Raw genomic sequence first — 14,179 nt, forward strand, 5'->3', positions numbered from 1 at the left:
ACTGCAGTGGCTTTGAATATACAATGACGTCTCACGTCCCGCAGCTTGTGTGCGCTGGAGAAGCTAAGAGTTTAAACCCATGAGGATGCTGACTGGGTCTATAATGAAATTCTGTGATGAGTGCGGATCGATGATGAAAAAACAGGACGACACCTGGATTTGTGGTGACTGCGGATTCGAGGAGCTAGCTGATGAGGCTGAAACAGCGACGATGACCTCCACGGAAAGTCAAGAAGAAAGTGGAGCCGTCGACATGTCGGATGTTGATGATGCTGAGATTGGACCAACGACGACTGTTATCTGTCCAGAGTGTGATAACGACACAGCGAGATACGAGATGAAACAAATCCGCGCAGCTGATGAGTCTGAGACACGATTTTTCACCTGCACAGAGTGCGATCATAAATGGCGCGAGGATGACCATTGATTCATCAGTGTATTCGGTATATGATCTATCGTAGTTGTTTAGCTCATACTGACAACTCATATTTGCCTACAGTCCGATTATTCAGCCGTGCCGGTGGACGTCCCCCCGCCAACAGTCAGTCTTAGCGATCGATGGCAGTTACAGACTGATAAAATAACAACGCCGTTTGATAATGCTATCGTGACCGTTCAGGCACATACGTGTATATTCACTGATACGGAGCTGAGTGCTGCAATCAACACTGGTGAGGACGCTGGCTCAGAGACAACGACAACATGGCGTTTTGTCTTTGCGAGTCGGGTTCAACTTTCTCGATCAGACTCAGTGTCGGATTCAATTCTCAAACTCGTTCGTAATCGTGCAGGCTCCCGATTTGTTGATATTCTTGAACGACGGGGGTTTTCCTCAATTCGCAAAAGTGACACGCGTCGGTTTGATCGCGGTGAAGAGACGGTGCCGATACAGCAATACCGCGCCACTGTCGCCCCTACGGCTAATACCACTCAGACTCCTGTTGAAGCGTATGTTGTAACGTGGGCACAATCACAGGATATCATTATCGCTGGAGGGGCGTACCCACTATCTGTCCCGAGTCACGTCCAATTTAATCGCGAGCAAGGTCGAAATGAGCTATTTGACATTATCCGGTCTGTTGAGTGATTTTCAATTACCCGAATTATCCGATTGGTAAGTACTGATAGAAGTCTACCAACAACTCCTGTATTGCGCGTACAATATGCCGTATACGATATTTATCTATTCAGTTCGTCCAATAGTCATATAGCCCGTATGACCAACACCAGCAGTCGATGGTCGTGACCCACGTTCATCAAAATCCATCTCACGTTGGATAGTTTCATACGTTTCAATTGCTGTGACTCCGGCTTTACGAGCTGCTTCAACAGCTTCGCGGGTATGTTCAACGAACGGTACATACACCGCAATATACCCCCCAGGCGCCAGAAGTGTCTGTGCCGCTTCAATGATTGTCGGGGCATCAGCTGTATCAAGTGTCAATACATCAAATGGCTCCTCATCGCCAACAGTGTCGAGCGCTGCTGTGAGATCACCAGTGCGAATCTCCACCTGATCTGCTACGCCAGCAAGTGACATATTTTCACGTGCAACGTCAGCAAACTCTGAGTCAATTTCATAACTAGTGACATCAACGCCAAGTCGACCAAGATACGCTGCAAGGACACCTGTTCCCGTCCCAGCATCAAGCACACGATCACCATGCGCAACACCGGTCTGACCGATCAAGAGTCCAATATCGCGCGGAATCATCGGTGCGCCGGTGCGTTCAAAATGATTAAATAAATCTGGACCGCGGAGCTGACGAACGGTGAATGGTACATCAAGATGTGTCTCAATGACATCTCCTGGGTCAACATCTACTGGCACCTCAAGCACACCGAGATCTGTCTGGAGTTCCTCGCCTGCGGCACGGAGATATTCGCGGTCGTGTTCGTTGTTAACGAGGAGATACGAACTGGAGGTAGTCACTCCAATTGAGCAATCGCGGCTGCAAGGTCGCCATCAGTCGATTCAAGAGCAGCACGCGCATCATCTGTATTAACACCAGCACGTTCTGCGACAATCTCAATATCTGCCTCTGGGATACCTCCGGTATCATCACCACTGGTATCACCGCCAGTGTCATCGGTTATTTGCTGTTGTGTGTCGGTATGCTCCTGGGTTTCGGGTTCGCCAACAATCTGATACGTCTGTTGACCCTGTGCGTCCATTCGCGTTACCTGTGCATCATCAAATACGAGATCTTCCTCTGCCATTTGTATCCGGACTTCTTCGACGTCAAGTTCAGTAACGTCGATACCCATTTGTTTCATCATCTGTTTCATCTTCCGGGGATTCATTCCGCCTCCACCAAACATGATTATCTAAGCTGACGGTTGCTGATAGCAAAAACGTGGCGACCGCAATCGGACATGGTGATAGAAACGAATCATACTGCTATCACAGCGGTAGCAGCGCGGAAGCCCACGGCTTCAGCCATGGGTAGCTGACTCACTGATGAGATTGAGGCTGAGGCTGAAGCGTTTGAGATAACAAAACCGTGAGTATGTTCAACATTAATGTATTGTAGTAAGTTATATTATTTATGAATGATAGATTTCTTGTCTTTTATATATAGATGTAATAACAGTAGTAACGATGAGTAGTCAACGCGCTCAATATCGACGACTGAGTGAGTAATAATGATGCGGCAGTGGCTTTCACAACGCGCGGAAACCTCCCCAACTGCATGTGCACTTATCGACGCAGAAACAGGTGATGAGTATACCTTTTCAGCACTTGATCAGGCCGTTGAGCAACTTGCTGGACGGCTGAGCAAATTTGGTGTGAGTCAAAGCGATCGAGTTGGAATTATCCTTTCTCCTCAGATTGAATCAGCGCTCACATTTTATGCTGCAGCACGGATAGGTGCAACAGCAGTCCCCCTTGGTCATCGTCTCACAGCAACAGAAATAGAGACACGGCTCACTCGTGTGACAGTGCAGACCATCGTTTGTGAACACTGTACCGAAAGGACAGTTTTTGAGGCGACAGCGGCTGTAGATGATGATATATCTGTTATTTCAGTTGATAATTCAACAATTGATTCGGTTGATTCGGTTGAGACTGTGACGTCAGCCGAAGTCAATACAGTCGCCTGGAATCCACAACGGACACAATTGGTTCTTTTTACCTCTGGAACAACTGGATCGCCGAAAGCTGTCAAGTTGACTGCAGGCAATATTCTATGGAGTGCAGTTTCCTCAGCATTCCGCCTTGGAATCGACCCAAATGAACGATGGCTTGTTACACTTCCACTACATCACATGGGTGGTATTGCACCAATTCTTCGAGGTCCATTATACGGAATGACAGTCGTACTACGTGGTGAATTCGATACAGAACAGGCAGTAACCGATCTCCATGAGCACAGTATTACCGCTGTGTCGCTTGTACCAACGATGCTTCGTCGAATGCTCAATGCAAATAATACCTCTTCATTTCCAGAAAGGCTCCAGACTGTTCTCCTTGGCGGCGCACCGGCTTCAACAACACTGATCAATCGCTGTCAGGGTGAATCAATTCCAGTTTATCCAACGTATGGATTGACAGAGACCGCTTCACAGGTCGCGACTGCTCGTCCACAAACAGCGTTTGATAATCCGCAGATGGTTGGTACACCGTTGCTCTGGACTGATGTAACCATTGTTGATGAATCTGGTAATCCGCAATCCGCGGGCAATCCTGGTGAGATTGTTGTTGAGGGACCAACTGTAACACCAGGATATGCTAGTCCAGAGTCGATGGTCAAGGGAGAGTATGGATTCCATACCGGCGATATTGGCGTACTCGACACAGATGGACGACTCACAGTGATAAATCGGCTTGATGATCGAATCGTCACTGGAGGTGAAAATGTCGACCCTGGCGAGGTAGCAACGGTTCTTGAATCACACCCTGACGTTGCTTCGGCTGCTGTAGTCGGTATTTCAGACACTGAGTGGGGTGAGCGTGTTGTGGCTGCCGTCACGCCAATGACCGGAGAAAGTATAAATAAAGATGCTCTTCGATCACATGCACGCAACCATCTTACTGGATTCAAAATCCCGAAAATGATTCGAGTCACCGATACTCTTTCACGTACCGTTTCCGGAACTATCGACAGAGATGCTATTCGAGAATTGTTTATTACTGATACAGATGGAACTTCTGAGGATAGATAATTAGATTCTGCTGTAACAGCGAGCGATGCTGAGGTGTGCTATATTAGAAGAATATCACTGGTCACACGGACTGATATGGACCAAGACGTGTTCCATCGAGCAAGTATGCGTCAGTGTGATTTTTCTGAAATGCTGCTGGAAGGAATGGTGAAAGGAATCCCTCGTTGGTGTTGACTTTTGTACCACCAGAGCGCTCATTGAAAGCGGGAAAGACAATTACATCGGGCGGATCTTGGCTGATTGTTTGTGTGTCATCAGGTGACTCGAATGTAGTTTTAATTTCCAGTTTGTTCTGAAACGGCGTCCAATCAAGGGGTCCTCGAAGCCATGCTCGAGTTTGCTGACTCCCACCAACATGATCTGCAACCCTGAGTTGAGGGTGTTCATGACCAACACAGAGGATATCACAATCGAGCACTGTCTCATCAGGCCAACTATGTCCGTGAACAAATCCAATATCACCGAAGTTAATGCCTGATGCCTCAGTTACATCGATTGTATTTCCGGTCTGGGCACTGTCTGTCTCGACAGCTGTTGCGACTGATTCAATCCCTGCATCGTGGTTGCCACGAACTACTGTGATTGGGGCATGGTTCAATACAGCCTCAAATACAGAAGTAAGCTCCTGCGTTTCTTTATCATCTGGATTACCAATTCGATGACCGGCATCACCAAGAATAATGAGTCGATCGACAGGATGTCCTGTGAGTAGGTTCAGAAGGCGATGACGTCTGTCTTCGGCGTTACTATCAAGTTCGACCCCACGCTCATATCGAAGTCCAATCTCAATACCAGCATGATAATCAGCAATCACAAGCGCCGTCTCCGTGCCAATGTGTGCTAATGCGGCCGGAACCGATGGAAGTGGCTCAACAAGTGACTCAGCAGTTGTGCTTACATCGGCGTTTGTATCTGCGGACATATATCAAATGAATATCATATCGGCGAGATAGTCACTAAGCGTGTACGTGTAAATTCACTTCTATGAGGTGGGGAACAAGACTGCCACCGTGCGTGTATTAAACCTAATTGATCGGGTTGTCTCATGGCAGTAGTTATTGCTCAATGTATTATTTGTAGGGGAATATATGTTTCACTTACACGGATAACGAAGCACAAAGTCGATTAATTACTGTGAACTACCCCACCCTACTCACTCACCGCTTTCACGATTCGTTCCTTGAAGATGTGGCTTTCCTTATTCTCACTCGGGTTTCCTGTTTCAACGACGGTCCTTGCAGGTACTGATTTATAATGAATCTTCTCCGTATCCGTAGGGAGACCAGTCTATTTCAGACGTTTTACTTTGGACTGCCCCAGCAGCCCTAATCGCTCTCCTTCTTGTCCTCGTCCTCATCCTCATCCTCATCCTCACAACTCCAACACATTGGTCGAGGCATTCCAATCCCTGTCCTGTCCTGCCCAACTCAAAACCACACGATGGACAACAATGCTCTCTAACCCAGACAGGTTTATCGGATGTCAAACCACACTCGGAACGCGCTTTCGTCGTGTCTACTGGCGTAAATCTTTCGACATAACAGCCGTTCAGGTCAGCCTTCTATTCGAGTGCCTGGATGCACTGACTCCAAGCCGAATCCTGCTTGTTCCGAGCGTTGTGAGACTGTTCCAATATCGATTTCACATCTAAGTCCTCGACAAACATAGCCTCGTACTGTACTCTGTAGTGTCGGGCGTATCCCCTCCCTACTCGTTCGCTTTTATTACTCCCTGGGGAAGGGGTATTACCTTCCAATTTGGAATAATGTATTGCAGGCACTGATGACCCTAGCGTCAGAGAACTCAGATTGCTTTTAGCGCATCTTCACCGGACTCATAACAACGCCCACTCATGAGTGCAGACTGAATTGCGCTTTCGACTGCATTGGGGCTGACATTATGTCTATCGACAACCGCACCAATAACCGCGTCACGAGTCGCACCATCACCATCATCAAGTTCACTCATCATCGACACTGCTGCTTGCTCCAGATCAACATCCTGTGTTTCATTTGAGTCGGTCGTGTCTCCTGTAGTGGCATTGTCATTCACATTACTCTCCGTTTCAGCTTCGGAGAGGTTTCTGTCAGTGGACGCAGCAGGGTCAGAATCGGAATCGAAATCGGTCTCAAAGTCACCAAGACTACCGGACGTAACGGTATTCTCAGCTGATATGTCATCTGTTGGGTCATCAATACCAGTATCAGTATTGGTATTCCTATTGGTATCGGCATCTATGTTGGATTCAGTTGATGCGTCTAATGAGTCAACGCCACTCGCGTCTGTATCAGTCGCGTCGGCACTGACATCGACAGACGTCTTTTCATCACTCGGGTCCATATCAGGTGCTGTCGGAACATCGATATCAGCACTGCCGGGGGCGTCGATTTCATTACCTGTCGAGAATTCAGTCCCAAATTCGTCTTCAATCTCAGCCCGCTCATCATCATCGAATTCATACATTTCTGTTGGGTCTGCTGTCATATCTCCTTCAGCATCCGCAGACCCAATAGTTGATGAGTCATCACTATCACCCGATGCAACCCCTTCTCCAGCGGATGTAATATCAGGAGTAGATGTAGAGTTAGGTTCAGACTCAGATTCAGATACATCGTTTGTATTTATTGAGATATCTGACTCATCAACTTCTCGTTGAATTTCATCGTCAAGCTGTGTTTCAATTGAGTCTGTCTCATCTGCGAGATCATCAACTGTGTCTACCATCTCATCATCGAGCCCTGAGTCCTCAGGGAAATCAGAAAGTGAACCATCACCCTCAGTTTCATGACCGGTATTTGCTGTAGCGACACCACTTTCGGCGTCATCTTCAGCACTGATTGGATCTGGTGTACCATACTCATCTGGCTCATCTATTGACTCGGGTTTAGACTCACCATCGGCAGCTGGCTGCACAATATCAGTGTCAACATCGAGTTCTTGAGACGGAGATGGCTCTGCACTACTCGTTGTGTCTGCAGCTATATTATCGTCATCAACGGACGCACTAGCATCAATTTCAGTATCCTGAATACCTGCAGTTGTACCGGTTGGAGCTGGAGTTGTATCGATTGCTATTGATGGAAGTGCGCCTAAGTTTGTGTCTCCGGTCTCGCTTGGACCAGGCTCAGTCGTCTCAACTGTCTCGCGATCACCGGCAACAAGCTCTAGCACTTGGATTGCAACTCTGCGGAGTGATTCAAGATAGAATTCAGTTGTTCCGTAATGTTCGATTGCAAGTGCTGTTCCCTCAGCGCGTGCTTCATCAACGCCGCGAGATTCAAGTTCATCCTGTAGTGCATTACCGCGGAGTGATAATGACTGTGCGGCATCCATCATTGCAATGCGGCGAAGTGTCGCTTCCGCGGCACCCACTACCCATCGATCACGTGTGTCAGTGTCAACTGCTGTGAGACCCTCCGGTCTGGCAGATGTCAACACCTCGTCTGAGTCTTCTGGCTGATATGTTCGAGCTTTCCCGGTTAGTGCAACAAACATTGGTGGTGTTGCCTGCTCGAGAAAATTAGCCGCCGCTGGTTGATACTGACCTGCGTATGTGACAAACACACCTGTCGGATCAGCGATTCGCCCGCGCCGAAGGTTATCAGTGACAGATTCAACGGCAGTTAACGCTCCAACAGCAAACAACCGGTTAATTCGCCCGCCAGTTGGGGTCACTACATAGTTCGGCGCCCGTTCATCATCACCTGATGAGTATGATAATGTTGCATCCTCAAATTCAGTTGCGAGGAGTCGATATGCAATCTCACGGCTATTCTGAGCAGTACTCATGATGTCACCTCTTCAAGTACCGATTTGGCACGTGTTGCCGGATCATCACTCGTCCGTTCAAATTCAGCCGTCTCAAGATTTGCACCATACTCATCAACAGAGATATTCCCGCGGATGCGATACTCTCGACCAACAATAGTTGAACGAATCTCCTCAGCAATGACTGACTTATCCATTGCATCGCGTGCGACTGTCATTGCTTCGTCCATACTCCCGCCGTAGATAGACTCAGTTAGTTCGCGATCAAGAATCGCCGTGACGGCACCTGTGCCATCGTCGATAATCGCTTTGACTCGCATATCATCTTCACCCTCAACGCTACCATGTTCGCGACATTGACCACTCTGGAGTGCACGATTACACTCCGGGCATCGCTCAATCAGTCCCGAGCCCTCACGAACCTCAAGAACGGTTCCGGTAACTTCAGCATCAAAAACGCCACCCGAATCAACTGCTTCGCCGATTGCTACTCGCTGGGCATCTTGATTGACTTCAACTGTTTTTGACAGCGCTTCGACAGTTGTAAAGCTTGAAAGGTTAACTTGTGGAGCGCCACGGAATTCGCGTATGTAGACATCATCAAACCGGAACGTCTCACCAGCTGAGAGAGTTGACCGCGCCTCCCAATCAGTGAACGGTAATCGTCCAGATTCATCAGCGATTACCCCAGAGTGAATTGTTGTCTCTCCATTGCGTCCATTGATCACACGCTTTTCAAGTTCAATAATTTCGACCTCAACAACGCGTCCTCGGTTACCAGGTGCTAACTCAAGAAGCGACGTATAACCACCAATTGAGCAGGGTAGATCATGCTCCACAACCGATACAGAATCAGTCTCAACAGCGACTGTTGAAGATTGTCCAATATTTAATTCCGGCTGTCCATCCCACTCACGGACACCAGCGTTACCGATTGTAATTGAATCTCCTGATTCAAACCCGAAGTCCTGCCACGCAGTATATGGGATCGTACCTGTCTCATCAGCGAGAACTCCTTCACGAATTGCCTGCTCCTCACCTTGATACTGGATTGTCCGACAACCAACCGTAATGACACGAACAGTGACAGTCACGTTCCCATCACCTGTTTCGACTGCCTCGATATCTTTTGCTGATGGCATGGCACCACTATCGGTGTCATTTCCATACTTCCGGCGAATACTTTGCTTGGCCTCGTCAACAGGAACGCTGTATGCAACGAGGTTTTCTAAATCTGATTTGACCTCCGCTTTGTCAACACCGAGGGTGGAGGCAAGTTCCTCAGCGTGATCGTCTACGTCCATTGACGCATTGTTAGAACTGCCTGCAATAAAAAGCGTTCCTGCAGGCATAGTGATATCTAGCTTATTAGCAATCACCTGTCGAATATTCGCCAAATTCACCATAGGCTTTTGACGTATGCGATCCCTCTTTTGATATGTCGTCTCGATCAATAGACCGGACACAACTCGCGTGGTGGGTTATGGGACTCGCACTCGCTGGTGCTTTGATATTTGTTGTCTATTCGTTTATTGGAACAATCGTCTTTGGACTATTTTTCTACTATGCGACGCGTCCGCTTTATCAACGAATTAACCGACGAATCGGTCCACCAAGTCTGGCAGCTGCTGTTGCGTTATTACTGCTTGCGCTTCCAGCATTATTATTGGTATTGTATACAGCAGCAATTGCAGCGGATGAGCTGGTTAGACTCACAAATCAGACCCTTATTCAGATGGCTGACTCGCCAATTACCTCCCAACAACTGGCACAGATCACTGATCTTGAGCGACTTGTCCAGGTTGAACTCACTCAATTAACACCTGATCAACTCCAGCGTGTGCTCAGTTCGCTTGGGTCAGCAGGAAACGCTCTCTCAGTCATTGGCGTTGGGCTTGTCCACCTGTTTGTGATGATTGCGCTTGCATTCTATCTTCTGCGAGATGATCACCAACTTTCACGATGGGTTCGAAGTCGCTTTGGCGATGAACGTGGAGTTCTTGAAACGTATCTTGACGCGGTTGATAATGATTTTACAAGTATCTTCTTTGGTAACATCCTTAATGCAGTAATAACAGGGACAATTGGTGTGTTAACCTACTCAATTTTAAATATCATTGCACCGACAGATATCGCGATTCCAGCAGCAGCGCTGTTAGGTCTTGTTGCAGGCGTTGCGAGTCTTATTCCTGTTGTTGGAATGAAACTTGTCTATGTTCCAGTAGCTGTGTATTTAGCCGTGACATCGTATATTACAGATCCGCAGACACTCTGGTTTGCCGCGATGTTCGTCGGTGTTTCACTCATTATTGTTGATACAATCCCCGATCTTGTGCTTCGACCATATGTCTCAGGACGACGACTCCACGTTGGTGCAGTGATGGTTGCATACACATTTGGTCCGCTTCTGTTTGGATGGTATGGCGTTTTTCTTGCGCCGATTATTCTCGTATTGGTAGTGAACTTCGCGCTGTATGTCCTTCCAACACTCATTTCACGTGAGCAAATACGTCCATACAGCGTTGATCCGAGTGTTGCTGTTCGTCAACAACAATTATTTATCCCAGATGATGCCGTTGCCGGCGATGGTCATGGTGGTAAAAAAGATACCTCAGTTAGCAATGTTGACGGGGAAGAAAATGAGACCTCTGGTGCTGATGGAAGCAAGGATTAATGTTGATATTGTTTGGATAATCTGTATCCTCAGTTATATATCAAATGATTTAAACAAAGTCAGTAGTTGACGAATATATACGCTAGCTATTCGAATCCGTCAAATGAGATTTCGATGTATGACCCCTCCCAATCTGCCCTCGCATCAATTTCTCGTTGCCCCCGTCGGGTAAGCGTGTAGTAGTTCGTTCGTCGATCAAGTTCTCCTTTATCAATCAGCCCTTTGTCGACAAGTGTATCAAGATTTGGATATAGACGCCCGTGATGAATTTCTTTTTCATAATAACTTTCAAGTTCGTCTTTTATTGCAAGTCCGTGTGGTTTCTCCAAACCAGCGATCACATATAATAAATCACGCTGAAATCCTGTCAAGTCATACATCGTCGAACTATTGTTATGTTAGTATGCAATAAAATAAACATGTCGAATGAACTTGAATAACGGAGCGCTACTGTTTGGTATAGACAAATGCTGAGGCTTAGCATTTATACTTGTTTTTATTATATCAAATAACAGATAGCACTTACTTCAACGTTCTTATATTTTCTGCATCAAACATCAGTATACTAACATTTATGATAGTGTTTTGCGAATTCCACATCTATACCTCAATCATATCTGTTGTATATATAATGTAGTGGATTCGAGTAAAACTGTGGTGGCGAAACGTATAGAAGATATATTCTGACCACCGACATTGGGCCGGAAGGTAGCTCATCGGATCTATATTACATACAAAAGCACAGGTATTCTCTCATATATTTCTGCAGTCATTAACATAAACAGCGGCAGTGACATCTGGAAGATTATGTCATCGGTAAAAGCGGGAAGCGACCCGCGCAAATTACGCGGGCGCTCACCGCTCTAAATTGGTCCCCGCTGACGCTTCGGCCCTCCAAAGCGAAGCGTCATGTGCAAAACTTAGTGGTAGAGATTTAATACTGTCGCCTGTTCGTATATATGGTATAATTGCCTCTACGAATACGGAAAATAAAATAAATGATGTTGGATCTGATGGTACCATTCTCGACGGTCGAAGATCTTACACTCCGTGTTTTGATATTATCTCTGCAGTGGAGTTGTGAACCGACTTGAGGTCAAGCCCCGTGGCATTCGCCGTGTCCGCTCGTAAAAAGCTCAAAATTCGCATTGTGGTATGCCAGAATGGATGCATACATCCGACATCAGTATATAAGTAATACTACATATTTTCACGACGCGCTTTTGTTTGTTGGAAGTCGAAAATTCAAACATGGAGATTCGGGGTCAGCGCCAATGCAGTGAATGTGGTCAAGAGTGGTCATACTTTGACACAGGACAGGTTGCCTGCCCGGCGTGTGGGAGTCTCAAAAGTGTAGGTCGTGGACAGAGAGAAACGCATACAGACAGTGCTGTTGAATTAGATCTATCGAATCATCAACAAGCACTCGATTCAGAGACTGATATTACTACGATCACAGATGACCTCACCACAACCCTTCGTGACTACATTCGTCAGCGCGGATTTCTCAATGGTGGAACGTTGCAGGCTCCGGACGAGACGCTGCTTTCAGCGGCTGAGCTACTACATGCAGTTGATGTACTTGACCGCCGTCGTCGTCCGACAAATGAGACACGGCTGTATGTGACCAAACTACTTGCCGGTACGGATGACGGCTATCGACCAACTCCAGATTCAGTCCCAACCTCAATGACAGCTGCGCGCGGACTTGCATATACTGAAATTCTCTCCAGATTTCACCAAGATTTCGGTAAATGGCTTAGTGAGGAATCATCAATAATGAGTGTATCTACGGAAGGAACCACAGCAACACGAGATTCTGAACTATCTGTCAGCCAGTTGCGTGAGCGGTTTAGAACATACCTTACTCGCAGTGAGGCATTACAAGGAGACATTCCCGTCGAGACAAGCGAGATATTCCTAACAGTAGCTCGAAAGTTACACGAGGGTGCCGTGAATGATGATATAGATGCGCTTGAAATTGCACGGACGAAACTTGATTCAGTACAGTTTGATACATCAGCCACAGAGTGATTCTGACGGAGATATTCAGATCACCAGACCGGGTTTGTCATCATTGTACCATATCCTTCCACTACTGAACCGATACATGATATCTTTAGATGACTAGAACAGCCAACAAATACTGATATTCGCCATGTTAATCCGAATAAATCCTAATCCTGAGTGTAAGTGATGACAACTGTGAACTACCCCACCCTACTCAGCCGCTGACGCGGCTTCCTTGAGGGCGGAGCTTCCTGATTCAACGACGCAACTTGCATCGACCACGGCGGATGAACCTCCGTCAGTCGACACAGCGGTTGCAGTCTTCACAGGCGTTTCTTCGGGGTGAACCACTCCTCGTTTCTGTAGTCCTCGTGACAAGACGTTCAAAGCCGCGTTGTAATCTCTGTCCGCTTCAAACCCGCACCCGCACGTCGGACACGAGTATTCTCGAACCCACAACGGTTTGTACACACTCGTTCTACACAACGCGCAATCCAATGTTGTATTCTCTGGTTTGACCGTGACCACGTAACACCCGTTCTTCTTCCCGTGGTGTTGCATAATAGAAATGAAGTCTCGCCACCCGACCCGACTTCGGCCTTGTTTCGAGCGCTCTGCGGGCTTTCGAGCATCCCTTTCACGTTCAGGTCTTCGAGGAACACCGCCTTGTAGTGGGTTGTGTAGTAGTATGCGAGTTTGTTCTTGAAGTCCCACTTCTTTTGATTCATCCGAGCGTGGACTTTTGCTATTCGCTGGCGGTGCTTGTCCCAGTTGTTCGACTCGTACTCTTTACGAGACAATGCTCGTTGCTCACGTTCGAGTCGTCCTCGGTCTTCGAACAAGTCGAGTTGGTCGACGACGAGGCCGGTCGGATTATGGATATAGTTGAGAACCCCGAGGTCGATACCCACACAGTCGTCCACAGATAGTGATTCGACGGGTGGGTCTTCGGGGTCTTCCACTTCGATGCAGAACGACGCGCACCACGCACCACTCGCTTCTTTCTTCAGCGTCACCTCTTTGATTTCAGTGTCTTCAAGTACGTCGCGGTGTAAACAGGTTGGGATCCATCCTATTTTCGAGAGGTACAGTAATCCACGTCAATCCGAGTCACTCTTATGATCGTGTCTGAAGCCTGATTGGTTGTACGTGAAACTGCGGAATTCTCTCGGGTTCTTTCAGTTCAACGAGCCAATTTTGTAGCCTTTCGCTTTGAGTTTCCCGAGGTTTTCGATGTTTCGGGCGATGCGCTCTACGTGTGTCTGCAAGACTTTCGAGTACACGCCTTGCAAATCTGTCCACCATTGTTTGAGTTCGGGGAGTTCGTCTCGGATTTTGGTGACTCGTTGTTTCACGGTTCCTTCCGAGTCGTCGAATTGGTTGAATCGGTAAAAGACCGTGTGGTTGCAGGTTTGCCGTACGGTGTTTCGGGTCCAGTCAAGGTTTTCTCGTTGCGCTTCGTTAGCGAAAAGGCGGAAGTGTGGAGTGTACTCCGTACGACGTATCAGAAGTTAAGAGACGTGCTGTATTAATCATCTCTGCTTGAGGCGGTGTTTTTGA

Annotated in this window: 11 protein-coding genes and 1 pseudogene; 5 read left to right on the forward strand and 7 right to left on the reverse strand. The window is 47.4% G+C overall.

Annotated features, from left to right (window positions below; translation table 11 throughout):
* The first annotated feature begins 103 nt into the window (after nucleotides 1-103).
* Nucleotides 104-427, forward strand: a complete 324-nt coding sequence (locus J07HQW2_RS03885; protein ID WP_048075135.1) for a transcription factor S — start codon at nucleotides 104-106, stop codon at nucleotides 425-427.
* 87 nt (nucleotides 428-514) lie between these two features.
* Entirely contained in the window at nucleotides 515-1,087 is a 573-nt protein-coding gene (locus tag J07HQW2_RS03890; RefSeq protein WP_021054049.1) for a DUF6517 family protein, read from the forward strand.
* Between the two features lie 96 nt (nucleotides 1,088-1,183).
* Here J07HQW2_RS03890 and J07HQW2_RS03895 read toward each other — a convergent pair whose 3' ends face one another.
* Together J07HQW2_RS03895 and J07HQW2_RS03900 are read right to left on the reverse strand one after the other, a co-directional pair.
* The gene (locus J07HQW2_RS03895) at nucleotides 1,184-1,933 is read right to left on the reverse strand and encodes a methyltransferase domain-containing protein (RefSeq protein WP_021054050.1); all 750 of its coding nucleotides are present in this window, start codon (nucleotides 1,931-1,933) and stop codon (nucleotides 1,184-1,186) included.
* Nucleotides 1,930-2,322, reverse strand: coding sequence for a nascent polypeptide-associated complex protein (locus tag J07HQW2_RS03900; RefSeq protein ID WP_021054051.1), 393 nt, complete (start codon nucleotides 2,320-2,322; stop codon nucleotides 1,930-1,932). The genes J07HQW2_RS03895 and J07HQW2_RS03900 overlap by 4 nt, the downstream gene beginning before the upstream one ends.
* Nucleotides 2,323-2,646: 324 nt before the next feature.
* On the opposite strand from J07HQW2_RS03900, the gene menE reads away from it, so the two are divergent.
* Nucleotides 2,647-4,167 carry an o-succinylbenzoate--CoA ligase gene (gene menE, locus J07HQW2_RS03905; RefSeq protein WP_303703953.1) on the forward strand — a complete coding sequence of 507 codons (1,521 nt, stop codon included), beginning with the start codon at nucleotides 2,647-2,649 and terminating at the stop codon, nucleotides 4,165-4,167.
* A 61-nt stretch (nucleotides 4,168-4,228) separates the two neighbouring features.
* On the opposite strand, the gene J07HQW2_RS03910 is transcribed toward menE, so the two are convergent.
* The 3 genes from J07HQW2_RS03910 to J07HQW2_RS03920 form a co-directional block, all read right to left on the reverse strand.
* The gene (locus J07HQW2_RS03910) at nucleotides 4,229-5,089 is read right to left on the reverse strand and encodes a metallophosphoesterase (protein ID WP_021054053.1); all 861 of its coding nucleotides are present in this window, start codon (nucleotides 5,087-5,089) and stop codon (nucleotides 4,229-4,231) included.
* A gap of 881 nt (nucleotides 5,090-5,970) precedes the next feature.
* Nucleotides 5,971-7,956, reverse strand: coding sequence for a hypothetical protein (locus tag J07HQW2_RS03915; RefSeq protein WP_021054054.1), 1,986 nt, complete (start codon nucleotides 7,954-7,956; stop codon nucleotides 5,971-5,973).
* Complete coding sequence (locus J07HQW2_RS03920) at nucleotides 7,953-9,239, reverse strand: Single-stranded DNA binding protein (protein ID WP_048075462.1); 1,287 nt, start codon at nucleotides 9,237-9,239, stop codon at nucleotides 7,953-7,955. Before J07HQW2_RS03920 ends, J07HQW2_RS03915 begins: the two co-directional genes overlap by 4 nt.
* Nucleotides 9,240-9,373: 134 nt before the next feature.
* On the opposite strand from J07HQW2_RS03920, the gene J07HQW2_RS03925 reads away from it, so the two are divergent.
* Complete coding sequence (locus J07HQW2_RS03925; protein ID WP_021054056.1) at nucleotides 9,374-10,609, forward strand: AI-2E family transporter; 1,236 nt, start codon at nucleotides 9,374-9,376, stop codon at nucleotides 10,607-10,609.
* Nucleotides 10,610-10,695: 86 nt separating this feature from the next.
* On the opposite strand, the gene J07HQW2_RS03930 is transcribed toward J07HQW2_RS03925, so the two are convergent.
* Nucleotides 10,696-10,989, reverse strand: a complete 294-nt coding sequence (locus J07HQW2_RS03930; protein ID WP_021054057.1) for a PadR family transcriptional regulator — start codon at nucleotides 10,987-10,989, stop codon at nucleotides 10,696-10,698.
* Nucleotides 10,990-11,860: 871 nt separating this feature from the next.
* Here J07HQW2_RS03930 and J07HQW2_RS03935 point away from each other — a divergent pair.
* Nucleotides 11,861-12,643, forward strand: coding sequence for a DUF7117 family protein (locus J07HQW2_RS03935; protein ID WP_021054059.1), 783 nt, complete (start codon nucleotides 11,861-11,863; stop codon nucleotides 12,641-12,643).
* 186 nt (nucleotides 12,644-12,829) lie between these two features.
* On the opposite strand, the pseudogene J07HQW2_RS03940 reads toward J07HQW2_RS03935, so the two are convergent.
* Nucleotides 12,830-14,124, reverse strand: a pseudogene (locus J07HQW2_RS03940) (RNA-guided endonuclease InsQ/TnpB family protein).
* Nucleotides 14,125-14,179 lie beyond the last annotated feature (55 nt).

The organism is Haloquadratum walsbyi J07HQW2 (assembly GCF_000415985.1).
Classification (GTDB): domain Archaea; phylum Halobacteriota; class Halobacteria; order Halobacteriales; family Haloferacaceae; genus Haloquadratum; species Haloquadratum walsbyi_B.